We start from the raw sequence: 17,391 nt of genomic DNA on the forward strand, positions 1-17,391 counted from the left end.
GTTGACCCTCTTGCTGTCCACCTATGGCCTGCCGCTGGTGAGTGCGCTGATCGCGGGCGCGCTGATCGGGCTGGAGCGGGAGTGGCGCGGTCGGGCGGCGGGCTTCCGGACCCATATTCTGGTCTGTCTGTCGTCGACCCTGCTGATGCTGGCCTCGACCTCGCAGGGGGCGTGGATGTTCTCGGTCCTGCCCGGGCAGGAGGTGATCGCCGACCCGACGCGGATGGCGCACGGCATCCTGACCGGGATCGGCTTTCTGTGCGCCGGGGTGATCTTCCGGGCGGGGTTTTCGATCCACGGGCTGACGACGGCGGCCTCGCTGTGGACGGTGTCGGCGCTGGGGATTCTGTTCGGGGCCGGCCTGTTCTGGCTGGGCTGGGCCGGTGCGCTGGCAACGCTGGCGGTGCTGGCCGCGCTCAAGCTGATCAGCCGGAGCGTGCCGGATCGCACCGTGGTCGATATCGAGGTGCGGTGGAAGGCGGGCGCGAGCGGGACGGCCCGGGAAGTCGAGAAAGCCCTCACCGAGGGCGATGCGGGGCTGAAGCGAACAGGACTGAGATTGACGGAGGAGGGCCAGGTCTGCCGTCAGAGCTGGCGGTTGACGGTCCGCTCGCGCGATCTGGCGGCGCTGGCGGAGCGCATCCAGTCGGTGCCGGGCGTGGCCGGTTTCGATCTGGCGCCGAGGGACGACTGAGGCACGCGCTGCATCGGTTCATTGCCCGCTAACCCTCTTTCGGGCACATAGAACGGATGGCGAACGAACCGACTCGCATTCTGGGGCTGGACCCGGGCCTGCGGCGCACCGGATGGGGCGTCGTGGTGGCCGAGGGGTCGCGTCTGCGCTGGATCGCGCATGGCGTGGTCAGCCCGCCCGAACGGGCCCCGTTCAGCGAACGCCTGCTGTTCCTGCTGGAGGCGGTGGGTCAGGTCTGCGCCGACCATGGCTGTGACGAGGCGGCCATCGAGGAAGTGTTCGTCAATATGAATCCGGCCTCGACGCTCAAGCTGGGTCATGCCCGGGCAGCGGTCATGCTGGCCCCGGCGCGCTGTGGGCTGAGCGTCGCCGAATATGCGCCCAACCTGATCAAGAAGGCGGTGGTCGGGGCCGGCCATGCCGACAAGAGCCAGATCGCCTTCATGGTCAAACGCCTGCTTCCGGCGGCGGGGGATGTGACGGCCGATGCCGCCGATGCCCTGGCGGTCGCCATCACCCACGCCCAGCTGCGGCGTGCGAAGATCCTCACCCGCGCAGCGGGGGAGGGGGACCACGTAGTGGTGGAGGGGGCGACCTCCAGCGCCGCCGTCCGCCCCCTCCACCGCCTGCGGCGGTCCCCCTCCCCCGCATCGCTCCGCTCGCTGGGGAGGATCGCATGATCGGGCGTCTTCGCGGCGTGCTGGCCGAGGTCGAGACCGACCACTGCCTGATCGACTGTATGGGCGTGGGCTATGGCGTGACCTGCGGGGCGCGGACACTGGGCCGCATGCCGGCGCCGGGGGATGAGGTGACCCTGCACATCGAGAGCAGCTGGTCGGCCGAGAACGGCCCGCGGCTGTACGGTTTTCTGGCCCGGGATGAGCGGGAGGCCTTTCGCACCCTGACCGGAATCCAGGGCGTGGGGCCCAAGGCGGCGCTGTCGGTGCTGGATGTGCTGCCGCCCGGGGAACTTGCGGCCGCCGTGGCCCGTGAGGACAAGGCCGCCGTGGCGCGCGCCAACGGCGTGGGGCAGAAGCTGGCGCTCAGGATCGTCACCGAACTGAAGGGCAAGCCGCTGGGGGCCGGGGGTCTGGCGATCGGTGCGGGCGCCGGACCCGTTGCCGCGACGCCGGCGGCCCCATCCCTGACCGGCGAGGCCGTGGCGGCCCTGCTGGGGCTGGGCGTGGTCGAGGTCAATGCCCGCCGCGCCGTGGACCAGGCCTTGATCCGACTGGGTGAGGACGTTGACCTGTCGGCCGTCATCCGCGCGGCGCTGCAGGAGCTGGGGCGATGAGCGTCATGGGACCGAAGATTCAGATGAAATCAGCGATGTTTATGATCGCCATTCTGACCGTTCCGTCGGCGTCCTGCGCGCAGGATCCTGCGCCTTTGTCTTCTGCCCAGACTGTTGGCAGCGGCCGTATGCTTGAAGGAACGGGAGTTCCGGCAGCCGAGTTGCTGCAGTCGAGGCGGATCGATGGAGACTGGCTCGAAACTGAAATTCTGATCGACGACTCGGCAGCTGCGCGCGCCTATCCCTCAGCGGTTGCAGTCTCCACGGTATTCAAGGTGGACTGCGAGCGTGATCGATACGGCTACGTCAGCCGCAGATTCTATGGCGCCGATGGTGTACTGCTGCACGAAGTTGACCTCCGTTCGGACGATGTCGTTCAACAAGGTCCCCAGTGGGAAATGATCGGTCAGGTTTGTGCGTTCGACGGACAGGCGTCTGCGGACGCGGCGGACTTCGATGGGGTTGCCGGGTTCCTCCGCCTTGCAGGAAACCGTCCTGAACGGACGAGATCGGGACCCCCGCCGACTGTGGTGCCTATTCGATGACCGACGAGCGGATCATCTCGGCCGATGCCACGCCCGGCGAAACCTATGACCGTGCGTTGCGACCGCAGACGCTGGACGAGTTCGTCGGGCAGCCGCAGGCCAAGGGCAATTTGAAGGTCTTTATCGACGCGGCCCGGGGGCGGGGCGAGTCGCTGGACCATGTGCTGCTGTTCGGACCACCGGGCTTGGGCAAGACGACGCTGGCGCAGATCGTGGCGCGGGAGCTGGGGGTGGGGTTCCGGGCGACCTCGGGGCCGATCCTGGCCAAGGCCGGGGATCTGGCGGCGATACTGACCAATCTGGAACCGCGCGATGTGCTGTTCATCGACGAGATCCACCGGCTGAATCCGGCGGTCGAGGAGATTCTCTATCCCGCCATGGAGGACCATGTGCTGGACCTGATCATCGGCGAGGGGCCGTCGGCGCGCTCGGTGCGGATCGATCTGGCGCCGTTTACGCTGGTGGGGGCGACGACGCGGGCGGGCCTGCTGGCGACGCCGCTGCGCGACCGGTTCGGCATTCCGCTGAGGCTGGAGTTCTACAGCCCCGAAGAACTGGTCAAGGTCATCCTGGGCGCGGCGCGCAAGATGGGCGCGGCGGTGGCCGAGGACGGCGCGCGCGAGATCGCCACCCGGTCGCGGGGCACGCCGCGCGTGGCCGGGCGGCTGCTGCGTCGGGTGCGCGACTTTGCCGATGCCGAGGGGGCCACATCCATCGACCGGCTGGTGGCGGCGCGGGCGCTGGCGCGGCTGGAGGTCGATGAGGCCGGGCTGGACAGTCTGGACCGGCGGTTCCTGAAGGCCCTGATCGAGAACTATGGCGGCGGGCCGGTGGGCATGGACACGCTGGCAGCGGCCATCGCCGAGGCCCGCGATGCGGTCGAGGATGTGATCGAGCCCTATCTGCTGCAGCAGGGCTTCATCCAGCGCACCCCGCGCGGACGCATGGCCTGTGCCCGGGCCTATAGCCATCTGGGGCTGGCCGAGCCACCGCGTCCGCCGGAACAGGGCGGGCTGTTCGGGGGGAAATAGGCGGACGCCCTTCATCCGCCCCTCTTCACCCGGGGAGCGAACGCCTGCATGCTGGCTGCAAGGAGGCGGCATGGCGCGGCGCATCAGTGTGAACAGGGTTCTTGCGGTGCTGGGCGGTGCGGTTGTGCTGCTGGGCGCGGTGGTCCTGTGGCGCGTGGTCGATACCGGTGGCTTTTCGCCCCGGCCGGTGGTCGAGCGGGTGCGGGGGCAGCTGGCGGACTATGATGCGTCGCTTGAACTGTTCGACATGACCGACGGGCGGACGCCCGGGGTGGTGTGCGGCTATGCCGGGACGCCCGGGGACCGGGCCAGCGCAGTGCGGTTCGTGGCCCGGCCCAACCGATTGTTGACCAGCGCCGATCCTCTGCCGGGAGAGTTCCGTGACCAGATCGAGGCGGAATGCCCCGGCTATTTCGCGACGGTCCCCCGTGCGGGGAGCGCGGGATGAGCGACCATCCGACCGCCGGGCGCTTTGACGGGCGCGCGCACATCCTGCCGGTGCGCATCTATTACGAGGACACCGACTTTACCGGTCTGGTCTACCACGGCGCCTATGTGCGGTTCTTCGAGCGGGGGCGGTCAGACTTCCTGAGGGCGGCGGGGATCGGCCATGCCGAGCTGCTGGACGGAGAGCGGCCGCTGGCCTTTGTCGTCTCGAAGATGACGCTGGAGTTCGTGCGGCCCGCCCGGATCGATGACGCCCTTCAGGTCATCACCACCTATGACACCATGAAGGGGCCGCGCATGCAGATCGCCCAGCGGATCGAGCGGGCGGGAGAGGTGCTGTGCCGGGCCGGGGTCGAGGCGGTCTGCATCCGCCCGGATGGCCGCCCGACCCGGCCGACGCCGGCCCTGATCGCTGCCGTTCTGCCCTGGCTTTCGCCCTTGCCGGTTGCAGGGGGATGACGCCGGGCGTCCGGCCCGCTAATCCGCCATCAAATGGTCACGCCTTGACGCTGCAAAGGGCGTGACGCTGTTCCCAGGATCGATCCATGACCGTGCCCGCCGAAGCCTCCCTGCTCAATCCCGTCGATCTGTTCATGCACGCCGACTGGGTGGTCAAGGCCGTGATGATCGGTCTGGCCGTCGCCTCGATCTGGTCGTGGGCGATCATCATCGACAAGATGTTCCGCTTTGCGGCGCTGAAGCGTCAGGCGGACCAGTTTGAGAAGGCCATTTCGTCCGGCAGGTCGCTGGAGGAGATCGCGCATCAGGCGGGGCCGAATCCGGATCCCATCCTGCCGCGCATGCTGGTCGCTGCCGTCACAGACTGGCGTGAGGCGCGGGCCCGCCAGACGATGACCGAGGCGCAGAGCCATCTGCTGATCTCGCGCATCGACCGCGCGCTGGACAGTCTGATTGCGCGCGAGAGCCAGCGGATCGAGACGGGCCTCGGCGTGCTGTCGGTGGTGGCGACCTCCAGCCCCTTCATCGGCCTGTTCGGCACGGTCTGGGGCATCATGAACGCCTTTGACGCCATCGCCTCGGCCGGCAACACGAATCTGACGACGGTGGCGCCGGCCATTGCCGAGGCCCTGTTCGCCACGGCCATCGGTCTGGCGGCGGCCATCCCCGCCTATATCGCCTACAACGCCTTTTCGATCGAGGCGGGCAAGTTTGCCGGCCGGCTGGAGAGCTTCGCCGACGACCTGCAGGCCGCCATCGCCCGGCGACTGGGCACCGGCCCGGCCACGCCGCCATCGTCGTCCACGCCCCGGGAGCTCTGAACCATGGCCATGGGAGGACCCGGCGGAGGCGGCCACGTGCGGGGCCGCAGACGCGCCCGCAAACGCCCGCTGAGCGAGATCAATGTCACGCCGCTGGTCGATGTGATGCTGGTCCTGCTGATCATCTTCATGATCTCGGCGCCGCTGCTGACGGTGGCGGTGCCCGTCGACCTGCCCGAGACCGAGGCCAGCGCGGTCGAGTCGACGCAGGAGCCCGTGACGGTCTCGATCAATTCGGCCGGGACGATTTTCGTGGGTGAACGCGAGGTGGCGTTCGACAGCCTGATCGGGGCGGTGCTGGACGACGGCGGGGCCGATGCCCGCGAGCGGCCGCTGTTCCTCAGGGCCGACGCCCAGGTGCCCTATCAGGCGGTCGCCCGGGTGATGGCGCGGCTGTCGACCAATGGCTTCGTCAAGCTGAACCTGATCACCGACACGGCCGGAAATACCGCCGCGGCCGAGCCGGTCGAGAGCGACCTCTGAGTCATGGCCAATGGCGCGCCTTCCTTCCTCGGATCGGTCCTGCTGCACGCAGGGGTGATCGGCCTGGCCCTGATCGCCTGGCCGAAGGAGGCGGATGCCCCGCGCGAGATGATGGCCACCGTGCCAGTGTCCATCGTGTCGGAAATGACGGTGCTGGCCGCCGCGCCCGACAATCCCGCCGATGAGCTGATCACCGAGGACGGGTCCAGTTCGCCGGAACTGCCGGCCGAGGTCCTGCCCGAGCCGGTTCCCGAGGCCCCGCCGACGCCCCGGCCCGATCCCGCCCCACGTCCGACGCCCCGGCCCCAGGCGGAGCAACCCCGAACACCGCCCCGCCAGCCGCCGTCACCGCCCCAGCGCCCGACGCCCCCGCGCGAGGAGCCGGGACTGAACCTCGGCGAACTGTCCGAGCGGCCGCAACGGGGCACGACGTCGGGCCGTCCCTCTACGGGCGACAGCGGGGCAGGACAGGCCCCGCGCGCCATGGGGCGGGCCGACCTGAATTCGGTTGGCACTCAAGTGACACCAAACTGGAACCCACCGTGCCACTTGCCCGGCATTGATGAGGTTTCCCTGAGGGTTCAGGTCCGCATGTCGGAAGACGGGCGCCTCATTGGCTCGCCGCGCGTCCTGAATCCTCGCAGCGATGCCACGGGTCGGGCCGCGTCTGACAGCATTCTTCGCGCCATTCGGATTCCGCCGCGCTACCGGATGCCCGTCGGCTATGAAGAGCAGGATTTCATCCTCACCTTCCCGCTGGAGCAGGCCTGTCGCAACCGCTGACCCGGCGGGTCGTTGACCTCATGGCGTTCAGCCTTCGTCAGGACGTCATGATCAAAGATGACAATCGCGTGCGCGGCGGCTGTCCGGTCTGAAAGTCGCCTCAATCGCGCACATGGTGGCGACAGGACATAGGGTGGCGCTAGGATCGCGCCGCCCGGTAATGAGTTCGGAGGAACGGATGGGTTTCAAGCGGCGGATGCAATCGGCAACGGGGGTCGGGGCTACGCTTGGCCTTGGACTGGCGCTGGCTATGGGCGCGCCCCAGGCTGCGCTGGCGCAGGAACCGGCTCCGCTTCAGGAAGTGATCGTCAGCGAGGGCGTGTTGCGCCCCCTGCCGATTGCCGTCGTTGGCTTCAGCGGTCAGTACGGCACGGAGATTTCCAGCGTCATCAGCGGCAATCTGCGCCGGTCAGGTTTCTTCGACCCGCTGAACCCCGCCAGCTTCATCGAGACCGGCCTGTCGCTGGCCAACCAGCCGACCTTCCCGCAATGGACCTCGATCGGGGCCGAAGTGGTGCTGTACGGATCGGTGACGCCGCGCCCGGATGGCCGGAACGACGTCGGCTTCCGCCTCTATGACACCTACCGGGAATGCCAGCTGGTCAGCTACCAGTTCACGGCCACGCCCGAGCAGTGGCGCCGCATCGCCCACAAGATTTCCGACGTCGTCTATCAGCGCATGACCGGCGAGAGCGGCTTCTTTGACACCCGCGTCATCTATGTCGCTGAGAGCGGCACCCAGTTGAACCGCCTCAGCCGCCTCGCGATCGTCGATCAGGACGGATACAATCCCGTCTTCCTGACCCAGGGCGACGAAGTGATCATGTCGCCGCGCTTTTCGACCTCGAACCCGGACGAGGTCACCTATGTGGCGCTGGGCCAGGATTACAGCCGCATCTATCTGAAGAATCTGTCGACCGGCAGAACCGAGTCGCTGGGCGAATTCGACGGTCAGGTGCTGGCGCCGCGCTATTCCAATGACGGGTCAAAGGTCGCCTTTTCGATCATTCGCGGCGGCAATACCGACGTCTATACGATGGACCTGCGCTCGCGCGAGCTGCGCCGCCTGACCAGCGATCCCGGCATCGACACCTCGCCCAGTTTTTCGCCTGACAACCGGCGGCTGGTGTTCACCTCCGACCGCTCGGGGTCAGCGCGCCTGTATGTGATGAATGCGGATGGGTCGGGTCAGCGGCCGATCTCGCGCGGCGGCGGATCGTATACGGCGCCGTCGTGGAGCCCGCGCGGCGATCTGATCGCCTTTACCAAACAGCAGGGCGGGCAGTTCCACATCGGCGTGATGGGCACCGATGGCACGGGCGAGCGCATCCTGTCGTCCAGCTATTTCGAGGAAGGTCCGTCATGGGCCCCGAACGGCCGTTACATCATGTTCGCTCGTCAGACGCGCGGCGGCGATACCCGGCTGTGGACGGTCGATCTGTCGGGGCGGGTGATCGCCCAGGCCGGCTATGACGGACGCGGATCCAGCCCCGCCTGGTCGCCCCTGCTGGACGCGCCGCCCGCCAACCTCGGCTATGGCCAGGCGCCCGACAGCTGTCCCAGCTGACCGGCGAAATAGCCTCACAGGAGAATCCCCGAACCCTTCGGATCAACTGTGCGTTATCGCTGCTATCTGAACGTTCTGCGTTCAGATAGCGCTTCACAATCGTCAAGCTTGCCAGGTGACCTGGCGGCAACGTCAAGGAGAGCCTCATGATCAAATCCCGTGTCCTTCGCCTGGCCCTTGTCGGCGTGGCCGTCAGCGCCATGGCCGCCTGCGCCCGTCCCGCCGAGGCCCCCGGCCCCATCACCGACAACGGCGGTACCCAGCCCGGCAACAACACCACCTATCCGGATCGTCCGGTCACCGGCGGTGAGATGGGCGCTGCGCGTCCCGGTTCGGCCGAGGAGTTCGCCAACACCATCGGCGACCGCGTCTATTTCGACCTCGACAGCTATTCGATCCGTCCCGAGGCCTATCCGCGTCTGAACCAGCAGGCCGCCTGGCTGCGCCAGTATCCGGCGGTCACCATCCGCATCGAAGGCAATGCCGATGAGCGCGGCACGGCCGAATACAACCTGGCCCTGGGTGCACGCCGCGCCGAGGCCGTGCGGGCCTATCTGGTCCAGCAGGGCGTGGCCGCCTCGCGCATCGACACCATCAGCTTCGGCAAGGAGCGTCCGATCGCGCAAGGCTCGAATGAGGAGTCGTGGGCCCGCAACCGCAACGCCCACACCGCCATCGTGTCCGGCGCCGTCCGCTGATGCGGGCTGCCTGACGGCAGGGTAAGCGAGGGGGCGTGTCCGGTGGGCATGCCCCCTTTCGCTGAGAGTTTTCGCCTGACGGGGTCAGGCTGTGTAAGGGTGGCGTGCCTTGTCGGGGCCGCAAATCCGTGGAACGAGACGCGTCATGTTCAAGTTTTTCTCTCGTCTGAAGATCGCCCGGTCAGCCCCGGGCAAATCGGCGGCTGGCCTTGCCGTGCTGGCCTTTGTCGGCGCGACCCTGCTGGCCAGCCCGACCGTCGCCCAGTCAACCGAGGGCGAGCCGATCATCTGGGATGCGCGCCGCCTGAGCACGCTGGAGCGCAACGTCCGCCGGATCGAGCGGGCCCTGTTCCAGCGCAATTCTTCGGGACAGCCCTTCATCATGGAGCCCGACCCCGAGGTCGTGGCCCTGCAGGGGCAGATGGGCAGCGTCGACACCCGTCTGGCCGACGTCGAGCGGACCCTGCAGCGCATGAATGGCGATATCGAGCGCCTGACCTTTGCGCTGGACGAGACCGAGCGTGAGAATACCCAACTGCGGCGTCAGCTGACCGATGCGGAGGCTCGCATTGCCGAGCTGGAGTCGGCCGCTCGCCTCGAAGCCGAGCTCAATGCACCGATCGAGCCAAATTCCCCGAGCGGCACGGCCGGCGGTGACCTGCGGGCTGCCGATCGTCTGATGGCCCAGGACAGCCGCCGGGGTGCGCGGGCCTATGAGGTCCTCTTGGTCACCTGGCCGGATGCGCCCGAGGCGCGGCTGGCGGCCGTGCGTCTGGCCGATCTCTATCTGGCCGATGATGCCGCGGCGGCCGTGCCCCTCTATGCGCAGGCGCTGAGCGGCTGGCCGACCGAGCCGTGGGCGGCCAAGGCTACGGTTGATCTGGCCCAGGCGCTGGTGGCAACCGACCGCAACACCCAGGCCTGTGCGGCCCTGACGGACTTCAATCGCCGCTATGCCGAGACGGCGCCGGCGGCGCTGAAGACCCGTGCCACCTCGGTCCGGACCGGGGCTGGCTGCCGCTGAGCGAGCCCCTGACCGGGTTGGCGGAGCGGGTGAAGGCGGCGCTGGCCGCGCGCCTTCTGGCGAATGACCCCGCACCGGTCGCGGTGGCCGTATCGGGCGGCGGGGATTCGGTTGCCCTGCTGCATCTGGCGCGTGAGTGGGCGGTTGCGCATGGCCGGTCGCTGGCCGTTCTGCATGTCGATCACGGCCTGAACCCCGACAGTCGCGCCTGGCAGGATCGGGTGCGGGACATGGCCGGGCGGCTTGGCGCGGCGTTTCACAGCGCGCGCTGGGAGGGGCCCTGTCCTGACACAGGCCTGCCCGCCGCCGCCCGCGCGGCCCGTCATGCGCGGCTGGCCGATATGGCCCTTACGGTCGGAGCGCGGGTCATCCTGACCGGTCACACCGCCGATGATGTCGCCGAGGGGCGCTGGATGCAGGCGGAGGGCTCGACGCTTGGCACGGTGCGCGACTGGAGCCCGTCACCGGCCTGGCCCGAGGGGCGCGGCCTGATGCTGCTGCGGCCGCTGCTGGCCGAGCGGCGGGCCGATCTGCGCGACTGGCTGACGGCGCAGCGGATCGACTGGATCGAGGATCCGGCCAACTCCGACCTGCGCTATGGCCGCAGCCGGGCCCGGCAGGCGCTGGAGGCGGGCGAGCAGGCCCCTGTTCCGCAACAGGACAGGTCGCTGAGGACAGCCGGCATTTCGGCGGACGAATGGGGTGTCATCCGCATGCCCCGCGACACCGAGCCGAGAGCGCTGGCCTTTGGACTGGTCGTTGCCGGGGGCGGCATGCGCCCCCCACGGGGCGACCGGCTGGCGCGTCTGGGCCAGCGGATTGCGGCGGGTGAGAATTTCACGGCGGGCCTTGCCGGGGCCCGACTGATCGCGGAGGCCGAGGGCCTGACTCTTGTGCGGGAGGCGGGCGAATATCGCCGCAGGGGTGAGCCGGTCATCGACCTGATCCCCGGCGTCGAGGCGGTCTGGGACGGGCGCTTCGCCCTGACGGTGGACGAGCCCGGCTGGCGCGTCGCGCCGCTTTCGGGCCGGGCGGCGCGACTGGATGGCCATGACCGTACCGTTCTGGCGGGTCTGCCAGCGGCGGTGCGACCGGGCCTGCCTGTGCTCATTCGGGACGATGAAACGGGACCGGTTCTTGCACAGTCGAGGGCCCGGGTGGAGGCCCTGGCCGCGTGTCGGCTGGCCCTTGGCCTGGGGCAGGTTGAGCATGAGGCGGATTTGAAGTGTCGCAGGGAATGGCGCACGGATGGACGAGCCCCTATTTTGTGACGATACACAGTCCGGGCGACCGGGCCGGGCGGCTCCAGACGGGGTTGCGCCATAGACTGAGGAACACATGAACCTTCGCAGATTCGCCGTCGTCGGCATGATCATCCTGGGGATGCTGGCCATCTATGCCGCCATGAGTCAGGGCGGTGGCGCCCTGTCCGGCAAGGAAGGCGAGGCGGGCAGCAATGCCCCGCCGGAGGAGATCACCTATTCGCAGCTGCTGACCGCGATCGAGCAGGACCGCATCAAGGCCGTGGAGGTCCAGGGCGAGGCCCTGACCGGGGTGTTCAGCGACGACACCCGGTTTGAATCCGTGACGCCTATGCCGAACGCCGATCTGATCGCTCAAATTCAGGCGACCGGCGCCGAGGTGCAGGTCAAGTCGATGCGCCAGCCGCTGTGGATGAGCATTCTGCTGGGACTGCTGCCGATCTTTGTGCTGGTCGGTCTGTTCCTGCTGATCACCCGCCAGATGCAGGGCGGGGCGCGCGGCGCCATGGGCTTTGGCAAGTCCAAGGCCAAGCTGTTGACCGAGCACAAGGGCCGCAAGACCTTTGCCGACGTCGCCGGTGTCGATGAGGCCAAGGACGAGCTGCAGGAGGTCGTCGACTTCCTGAAGGACCCGGGCAAGTTCCAGCGTCTGGGCGGCAAGATTCCCAAGGGCGCCCTGCTGGTCGGCCCTCCGGGTACCGGCAAGACCCTGTTGGCGCGCGCCGTGGCCGGTGAAGCGGGCGTGCCCTTCTTCTCCATCTCGGGCTCGGACTTCGTCGAGATGTTCGTCGGCGTCGGCGCCAGCCGCGTGCGCGACATGTTCGAACAGGCCAAGAAGAATGCGCCCTGCATCATCTTCATCGACGAGATCGATGCCGTGGGCCGTCACCGGGGTGCAGGGCTCGGCGGCGGCAATGACGAGCGCGAGCAGACGCTGAACCAGCTGCTGGTCGAGATGGACGGCTTTGAATCGAACGAAGGCATCATCCTGATCGCGGCGACCAACCGTCCCGACGTGCTGGACCCGGCCCTGCTGCGTCCGGGCCGTTTCGACCGCCAGGTGGTGGTGCCCAACCCCGACGTGTCGGGCCGCGAGAAGATCCTGCGCGTCCATATGAAGGATGTGCCGCTGGCCGCCGACGTCAACGTCAAGACGCTGGCGCGCGGCACGCCCGGCTTCTCGGGCGCCGACCTGGCCAATCTGGTCAATGAGGCGGCCCTGCTGGCGGCCCGCAAGGACCGCAAGATGGTCACCCATCGCGACTTCGAGGACGCCAAGGACAAGGTCATGATGGGCGCCGAGCGCAAGTCCATGGCCATGAACGAGGAAGAGAAGCGCCTGACCGCCTATCACGAGGCCGGTCACGCCATCGTCGCGATCAACGTCAAGATGGCCGACCCGGTGCACAAGGCCACCATCGTGCCGCGCGGCCGGGCGCTGGGCATGGTGATGCAGCTGCCGGAAGGCGACCGCTATTCGATGAAGCACCAGCAGATGATCGACCGCATCGCCATCATGGCCGGCGGCCGGGTGGCCGAGGAGCTGATCTTCGGCAAGGAGAACATCACCTCGGGCGCCAGTTCCGATATCGAACAGGCGACCAAGCTGGCCCGCGCCATGGTCACCCGCTGGGGCTTTTCGGAAAAGCTGGGCACGGTGGCCTATGGCGAAAACCAGGAAGAGGTGTTCCTCGGCCATTCGGTGGCGCGCAGCCAGAATGTCTCGGAAGAGACGGCCCGCATCATCGATGAAGAGGTCAAGCGGATCGTCACCGAGGGCTGGAATGCCGCCCGCAAGATCCTGAAGGCCAAGGCCAAGGACCACGAAACCCTGTCGCAGGCGCTCCTGGAGTTCGAGACCCTGTCGGGCGACGAAATCCTGGCCCTGCTGAAGGAAGGCAAGCGCCCGGATCGCGACGGCGAGAACGATCCGACGCCGGGGCCGTCGGTCTCGGTGCCGGTGACGCCGGTCACCGAGGTGCCGGTGCCCGAGGCCACGCCCAAGCCCGAACAGCCGACGACGGTCCACTAGGGCCGTGCAGACCCGCCGGATCGCCACCGACGGCCTGACGCAGTCCGTGATCGAGGCGGGCGAGGGGCCGCTGGTGTTGCTGATCCACGGCTTTCCCGAGCTGGGGATCAGCTGGCGGGCGCAAGTTGAGGCGCTGGCGGAGGCCGGCTGGCATGCCGTGGCGCCCGACATGCGGGGCTATGGCGGGACGGACAAGCCCGAAGGGGTGGACCAGCACACCCTTCTGCATCTGGTCGGCGACATGGTCGATCTGGTGCGGGCGCTGGGTCATGAGACCTGTGTCGTGGTCGGTCATGACTGGGGCGCGCCGGTCGCCTGGCATTGCGCCCTGATGCGGCCTGACATGTTCCGGGCGGTGGCGGGGCTGAGCGTGCCGTTCCAGCCGCGCCGGCCCGGCGGGCCGCCGATCCCGGCCATGAAAGCGATCACCAAACGGGCGGGGCTGGGCGATCTTTATATCGTCCGCTTTCAGGACCCGGATGCCCATGCGCCGCTGGAGGCCGATCCCGGGACGGCGCTTCGCAAGATGTTCTGGGCCTATGACGGGGCGACCGCGTCCGGGGACCGACACACCGGGTTCCTGCAGCCCGGCGTGAGCATGATCGACAGCATTGCGGACCATGCCGTCCTGCCGCCGTGGATGTCGGCGGAGCATTTCGCGGAGTATGTCGCGGCCTTTGCTGCGGGCGGATTTGCGGGGCCGCTGAACTGGTATCGGGCGCTGGACCTGAACTGGTCGCTGACGGCCTGGCTGCAGGACCGCCGCATCAGCGTGCCGTCGCTGTTCATTGTCGGCGAGAACGACCCTGTGCGCCATTACGCCGGACCGGCCGAGGCGGGTCTGAAGGACTGGCTGACCGACCTGCGTGGCCAGCACGAGATTGCGGGCGCCGGCCACTGGATCCAGCAGGAGCGGCCCGAGGCCGTGAACCGCCTGCTGCTGGACTTCTTGGCTAAGCTCTAGGCCGCGGCCTCGGCGGTGATTTCCAGACTGCGCAGCCGCGCATCCAGATCGTGGATCATGCCGGTGACCATGATCTCATCGACATGCGTCAGGGCCCGGAAGTCCTTGAGGGATTTCCGCACCGTCTCGCCGTCGCCGATGGCGGCATAGGTCAGGCGGCTGTCGACCGCGGCGCGTTCCTGCGCGGTCAGGACGGTGGCGATGTCGTCGACCGGGGGTTTGAGGCGGCCGGGCGTGCCCCGCACCACATTGGCAAAGGCCATCTGCATTGAGGTCGCCAGCCGCTGCGCCTCGGCCGTGGTGTCGGCGGCAAAGACATTGATGACGGCCATGGCGTGGGGTTGCTCCAGTGCCTTCGACGGGCGGAATCCCTCGCGGTAAATCTTGAGCGCCGGCAGCAGCAGTTCCGGGGCGAAATGGCTGGCGAAGACGAAGGGCAGGCCCAGCTGGGCGGCCAGTTCCGCACTGAACAGGCTGGAACCCAGCAGCCACAGGGGGACGTTCGAGCCCTGACCCGGCCAGGCCGCGACCCGCTGGCCCTCCACCGCCGGGGCCAGATAGGCCTGCAGCTCCAGCACATCCTGCGGAAACCGGTCTGCCCCGTCGAAATAGCGGCGCAGCGCCCGCGCGGTTGGACCGTCCGTGCCCGGAGCACGTCCAAGGCCGAGATCGATCCGGCCGGGATAGAGGGCATCCAGCGTGCCGAAGGCCTCGGCCACCATCAAGGGCGCATGGTTGGGCAGCATGATGCCGCCGGCGCCGACGCGGATGGTGCTTGTCTGGCTGGCGACATGGCCGATGGCCACGGCGGTCGCGGCCGAGGCAATGCCCGGCATATTGTGATGCTCGGCCAGCCAGAAGCGGGTGTAGCCCAGCCGCTCGGCGGTCCGGGCCAGACGGGCGGATTCGGTAAGGGCGCGGGCGGCGTCACCCCCTTCGACGACGGGTGACAGATCGAGAACGGACAGGGCTGACATGCCCTTCAGATCGTCATCCCGGGGCGGCGTTCAAGGTGCGACGCCGCTTGCGGGTCAGACCGGATGCGTCGGACCGGGCTTGTCCGAAGTCTCCGAGATCGACGGTGTGTCTGGCAGGGGGATGAATTCGTGGTCGTCATCTTTCGGCAGGACCATGCGTCCGGCCTTCCAGTCGGCCTTGGCCTGATCCAGACGGGCCTGGCTTGAGGCCACGAAATTCCACCAGATCAGCCGCTGACCCACCGGCTCGCCGCCCATGACCATGACGGTCGAGGGACGGATGGCCTTGATAGTCGGCTCGGCGGTGGGCTCGAGCACCACCAGCTGTCCCTCGCCGAAGGTGCGGTCGCCGACGTCGATCTCGCCCCGGACGATATAGAGGGCCCGCTCGCTCATGCCGCCCGCGCCCTTGCCGAGCGGCGGCGCCGTGCGGACGCCCTCGGCCAGCTCCCAGTGCACATAGAAGAGCGGCGACGACACCGGCACGGCGGCCCGGGCGCCATAGGCCTCGCCCGCGACCAGACGGGCATAGAGGCCGGCATTGTCATAGGTGGGCTGGTCGTCCTCGCCGTGGTGATGGAAGGCCGGGGCGGTCTCTTCCAGTTCGTCGGGAAGGGCGATCCAGGCCTGCATGCCGTGCATGGGGCCGCCGGTCGAGCGCTTCAGCGGATCGGTGCGCTCGGAATGGACGATGCCCTTTCCGGCCGTCATCCAGTTGACCTCGCCCGGGCGGATCGGCTGGCTGTAGCCCAGATTGTCGCGGTGATGGATCTCGCCCTCGAACAGATAAGTCAGGGTCGACAGGCCGATATGGGGGTGGGGCCGCACATTGACGCCCTCGGCGCCCGGCGCGAACTCGGCCGGGCCCATATGGTCCAGAAAGATGAAGGGGCCGACCATGCGGCGCGCATGGAAGGGCAGGATGCGCCCGACCTCGAACCCGCCGAGGTCCTTCTTGCGGGCCTCAATCACCATCTCGATCATCAGTCGTCCCCATGATCCAATTGCAGGCGGGCGATCCGGGCCGGAGCCGGGTCAGGCGCGACAAGGGCGCCGTCGGGTCCGAAATCGCTCCACTGCGAGCGTGAAACGAACACCAGTTCGCCGTTTAGCACCAGTCCCGTGGTCGGCTCATCCAGCTCTGGTAGATTGGCGGCCAGCACGGTGACTGTGTCGATGGCCCGTCCGTCTGCGCTCAGCGTCAGGCGTAGAACGCGCTGGGGCGCCACGCCGTTCTGGATGGCGTAGAGGCTGTCTCCATCAGTCATCAGGCCGTCAATCCCGATCAGAGAGGCGTGCGACGGGGCGGGGATGCGGGCCGGACTGCCACCTGTAAGGGGCACCTGCCACAGGCCAGAACTGTAGTCGGCCACGATTAAACGGTCCCCGATCACGACTATGCCTTGGGGAGACCCGAAGACGCCCGAGACGAACAGCGTCAGTTCGGATCGGGGAGAGTCCAGTCGGAAGATGTCCCCGGAATTGCTGTCGGCAACAAAGACCGAGCCGTCCGGGGCCAGCACCAGATCGCCAAAGGCACGGTCGTTTCCGTTCAGCGGCGGGTCGTAAACCCACATGACCTCTCCGGTCCCGGCGTCAATCTCCAGCAGGGTCGCGGCAAATCGGGGATTGTGTTCCTCGCCATAAATGGCGGGTGGAAGGGGTGTGGTGGTGGCCCACAGGATGCCGCGCCTGGCGTCCAGAGCCATTCCCAGAACCCCCGAAACCTCGGGATGAGGGCGCAGAAAGGGACTGATTGTGCCGTCTGGCGCCAGCGCGACAATCGTTCGCCCGGCAATCTGTGAGACCAGCCAGCGATCATGCGCCTCATCCCGGATGACGCTTTCCACGATGCTGGCACCCTCAATCTGGAAGAGGGTGGAGATGGCTTCGGATCCCACAGGTGTGCGGTTGGTCTCAATCTGATTGATGATCTGGCTGACCGCTTCGGCGTGATCGGGTCGGGCGCTGAGGTCAGCAAAGGCCTCGTCCCGGCTGAGGTTCAGGATCAGGCCCGCGTCGGCATAACGCCCATAATGGACAAGCGCTTCCCGGGGGTCGCCCATGGCCACGGCCAGCCGCGCCCGCAGGATCATCAAACCGGGATGGTTCGGGATCAGGCCATCGGCCTCCGCCAACAGGGCTGCGGCTGTTGTCAGATCGTCCACCTGGGCGGCCGCCAGACCTTCGGCGCGCAGACGGCGAAAGGCGGTGACATCGCTCTCGGCCTGCTGGGCAAATGCGCCGGGCGCATACAGGCCAAGTATCAGCCCCAGAACCAGTGCAATGGCATGACGCACGATGAGCCCC

18 protein-coding genes and 1 pseudogene are annotated in these 17,391 nt (G+C 67.9%); 16 read left to right on the forward strand and 3 right to left on the reverse strand.

All coding sequences use genetic code 11. From position 1 onward, the window contains the following. Window position 1: 1 nt before the first annotated feature. The 16 genes and pseudogenes from B4K74_RS12885 to B4K74_RS12960 all read left to right on the forward strand — a co-directional run bounded on the left by B4K74_RS12885 (window position 2) and on the right by B4K74_RS12960 (window position 14,104). Window positions 2–694 carry an MgtC/SapB family protein gene (locus B4K74_RS12885; protein ID WP_286693279.1) on the forward strand — a complete coding sequence of 231 codons (693 nt, stop codon included), beginning with the start codon at window positions 2–4 and terminating at the stop codon, window positions 692–694. 56 nt (window positions 695–750) lie between these two features. Further along, window positions 751–1,242: pseudogene (ruvC, locus tag B4K74_RS12890) on the forward strand (crossover junction endodeoxyribonuclease RuvC); the annotation flags it as partial. A gap of 128 nt (window positions 1,243–1,370) precedes the next feature. After that, window positions 1,371–1,988: a Holliday junction branch migration protein RuvA gene (gene ruvA, locus B4K74_RS12895; RefSeq protein WP_286693280.1), complete on the forward strand. Its 618-nt coding sequence runs from the start codon at window positions 1,371–1,373 to the stop codon at window positions 1,986–1,988. Further along, window positions 1,985–2,533 carry a hypothetical protein gene (locus tag B4K74_RS12900; protein WP_286693281.1) on the forward strand — a complete coding sequence of 183 codons (549 nt, stop codon included), beginning with the start codon at window positions 1,985–1,987 and terminating at the stop codon, window positions 2,531–2,533. The genes ruvA and B4K74_RS12900 overlap by 4 nt, the downstream gene beginning before the upstream one ends. Then, window positions 2,530–3,564 carry a Holliday junction branch migration DNA helicase RuvB gene (gene ruvB / locus B4K74_RS12905; RefSeq protein ID WP_286693282.1) on the forward strand — a complete coding sequence of 345 codons (1,035 nt, stop codon included), beginning with the start codon at window positions 2,530–2,532 and terminating at the stop codon, window positions 3,562–3,564. The genes B4K74_RS12900 and ruvB overlap by 4 nt, the downstream gene beginning before the upstream one ends. Window positions 3,565–3,634: 70 nt before the next feature. After that, window positions 3,635–4,012, forward strand: coding sequence for a hypothetical protein (locus tag B4K74_RS12910; RefSeq protein WP_286693283.1), 378 nt, complete (start codon window positions 3,635–3,637; stop codon window positions 4,010–4,012). Further along, window positions 4,009–4,470 carry a YbgC/FadM family acyl-CoA thioesterase gene (locus B4K74_RS12915; RefSeq protein ID WP_286693284.1) on the forward strand — a complete coding sequence of 154 codons (462 nt, stop codon included), beginning with the start codon at window positions 4,009–4,011 and terminating at the stop codon, window positions 4,468–4,470. Before B4K74_RS12910 ends, B4K74_RS12915 begins: the two co-directional genes overlap by 4 nt. A gap of 86 nt (window positions 4,471–4,556) precedes the next feature. After that, on the forward strand, window positions 4,557–5,291 hold the full coding sequence (gene tolQ, locus B4K74_RS12920) for a protein TolQ (RefSeq protein ID WP_286693285.1): 735 nt from the start codon (window positions 4,557–4,559) through the stop codon (window positions 5,289–5,291). 3 nt (window positions 5,292–5,294) lie between these two features. After that, on the forward strand, window positions 5,295–5,774 hold the full coding sequence (locus B4K74_RS12925; protein ID WP_286693286.1) for an ExbD/TolR family protein: 480 nt from the start codon (window positions 5,295–5,297) through the stop codon (window positions 5,772–5,774). A gap of 3 nt (window positions 5,775–5,777) precedes the next feature. Next, a complete protein-coding gene (locus B4K74_RS12930) occupies window positions 5,778–6,557 on the forward strand; it encodes a hypothetical protein (protein ID WP_123288533.1) in 780 nt (259 codons plus the stop codon). 250 nt (window positions 6,558–6,807) lie between these two features. Continuing rightward, window positions 6,808–8,124 (forward strand): Tol-Pal system beta propeller repeat protein TolB, encoded by a 1,317-nt coding sequence (tolB, locus tag B4K74_RS12935; protein WP_286693367.1) that lies wholly within the window; start codon window positions 6,808–6,810, stop codon window positions 8,122–8,124. Between the two features lie 146 nt (window positions 8,125–8,270). Continuing rightward, entirely contained in the window at window positions 8,271–8,822 is a 552-nt protein-coding gene (pal, locus tag B4K74_RS12940; protein WP_123288532.1) for a peptidoglycan-associated lipoprotein Pal, read from the forward strand. Window positions 8,823–8,967: 145 nt separating this feature from the next. Next, entirely contained in the window at window positions 8,968–9,846 is an 879-nt protein-coding gene (locus tag B4K74_RS12945; protein ID WP_286693287.1) for a tol-pal system protein, read from the forward strand. 29 nt (window positions 9,847–9,875) lie between these two features. After that, entirely contained in the window at window positions 9,876–11,117 is a 1,242-nt protein-coding gene (gene tilS, locus B4K74_RS12950) for a tRNA lysidine(34) synthetase TilS (RefSeq protein WP_286693288.1), read from the forward strand. A 67-nt stretch (window positions 11,118–11,184) separates the two neighbouring features. Continuing rightward, a complete protein-coding gene (ftsH, locus tag B4K74_RS12955) occupies window positions 11,185–13,140 on the forward strand; it encodes an ATP-dependent zinc metalloprotease FtsH (RefSeq protein ID WP_286693289.1) in 1,956 nt (651 codons plus the stop codon). A gap of 4 nt (window positions 13,141–13,144) precedes the next feature. Then, the gene (locus tag B4K74_RS12960; RefSeq protein WP_286693290.1) at window positions 13,145–14,104 is read left to right on the forward strand and encodes an alpha/beta fold hydrolase; all 960 of its coding nucleotides are present in this window, start codon (window positions 13,145–13,147) and stop codon (window positions 14,102–14,104) included. Here B4K74_RS12960 and B4K74_RS12965 read toward each other — a convergent pair. Genes B4K74_RS12965 through B4K74_RS12975 form a run of 3 tightly spaced genes read right to left on the reverse strand, consistent with a single transcriptional unit; the run spans window position 14,101 to window position 17,381 of the window. After that, window positions 14,101–15,081 carry an LLM class flavin-dependent oxidoreductase gene (locus B4K74_RS12965; protein WP_123288530.1) on the reverse strand — a complete coding sequence of 327 codons (981 nt, stop codon included), beginning with the start codon at window positions 15,079–15,081 and terminating at the stop codon, window positions 14,101–14,103. The genes B4K74_RS12960 and B4K74_RS12965 overlap by 4 nt on opposite strands. A gap of 54 nt (window positions 15,082–15,135) precedes the next feature. After that, the gene (locus B4K74_RS12970; RefSeq protein ID WP_286693291.1) at window positions 15,136–16,065 is read right to left on the reverse strand and encodes a pirin family protein; all 930 of its coding nucleotides are present in this window, start codon (window positions 16,063–16,065) and stop codon (window positions 15,136–15,138) included. After that, entirely contained in the window at window positions 16,065–17,381 is a 1,317-nt protein-coding gene (locus B4K74_RS12975; RefSeq protein WP_286693292.1) for an SMP-30/gluconolactonase/LRE family protein, read from the reverse strand. Before B4K74_RS12975 ends, B4K74_RS12970 begins: the two co-directional genes overlap by 1 nt. Window positions 17,382–17,391 lie beyond the last annotated feature (10 nt).

This window comes from Brevundimonas sp. UBA2503 (genome assembly GCF_002341485.1).
Taxonomy (GTDB): domain Bacteria; phylum Pseudomonadota; class Alphaproteobacteria; order Caulobacterales; family Caulobacteraceae; genus Brevundimonas; species Brevundimonas halotolerans.

Bases quoted from the DNA above. Each gene is read 5' to 3' on its own strand.
- B4K74_RS12965 (WP_123288530.1), bottom strand. From the start codon at position 15,081: ATGTCAGCCCTGTCCGTTCTCGATCTGTCACCCGTCGTCGAAGGGGGT.
- B4K74_RS12915 (WP_286693284.1), top strand. From the start codon at position 4,009: ATGAGCGACCATCCGACCGCCGGGCGCTTTGACGGGCGCGCGCACATC.
- tolQ (WP_286693285.1), top strand. From the start codon at position 4,557: ATGACCGTGCCCGCCGAAGCCTCCCTGCTCAATCCCGTCGATCTGTTC.
- B4K74_RS12910 (WP_286693283.1), top strand. From the start codon at position 3,635: ATGGCGCGGCGCATCAGTGTGAACAGGGTTCTTGCGGTGCTGGGCGGT.
- ruvA (WP_286693280.1), top strand. From the start codon at position 1,371: ATGATCGGGCGTCTTCGCGGCGTGCTGGCCGAGGTCGAGACCGACCAC.
- tolB (WP_286693367.1), top strand. From the start codon at position 6,808: ATGGGCGCGCCCCAGGCTGCGCTGGCGCAGGAACCGGCTCCGCTTCAG.
- B4K74_RS12930 (WP_123288533.1), top strand. From the start codon at position 5,778: ATGGCCAATGGCGCGCCTTCCTTCCTCGGATCGGTCCTGCTGCACGCA.
- ftsH (WP_286693289.1), top strand. From the start codon at position 11,185: ATGAACCTTCGCAGATTCGCCGTCGTCGGCATGATCATCCTGGGGATG.
- B4K74_RS12900 (WP_286693281.1), top strand. From the start codon at position 1,985: ATGAGCGTCATGGGACCGAAGATTCAGATGAAATCAGCGATGTTTATG.
- B4K74_RS12945 (WP_286693287.1), top strand. From the start codon at position 8,968: ATGTTCAAGTTTTTCTCTCGTCTGAAGATCGCCCGGTCAGCCCCGGGC.
- ruvB (WP_286693282.1), top strand. From the start codon at position 2,530: ATGACCGACGAGCGGATCATCTCGGCCGATGCCACGCCCGGCGAAACC.
- B4K74_RS12970 (WP_286693291.1), bottom strand. From the start codon at position 16,065: ATGATCGAGATGGTGATTGAGGCCCGCAAGAAGGACCTCGGCGGGTTC.
- B4K74_RS12925 (WP_286693286.1), top strand. From the start codon at position 5,295: ATGGCCATGGGAGGACCCGGCGGAGGCGGCCACGTGCGGGGCCGCAGA.
- pal (WP_123288532.1), top strand. From the start codon at position 8,271: ATGATCAAATCCCGTGTCCTTCGCCTGGCCCTTGTCGGCGTGGCCGTC.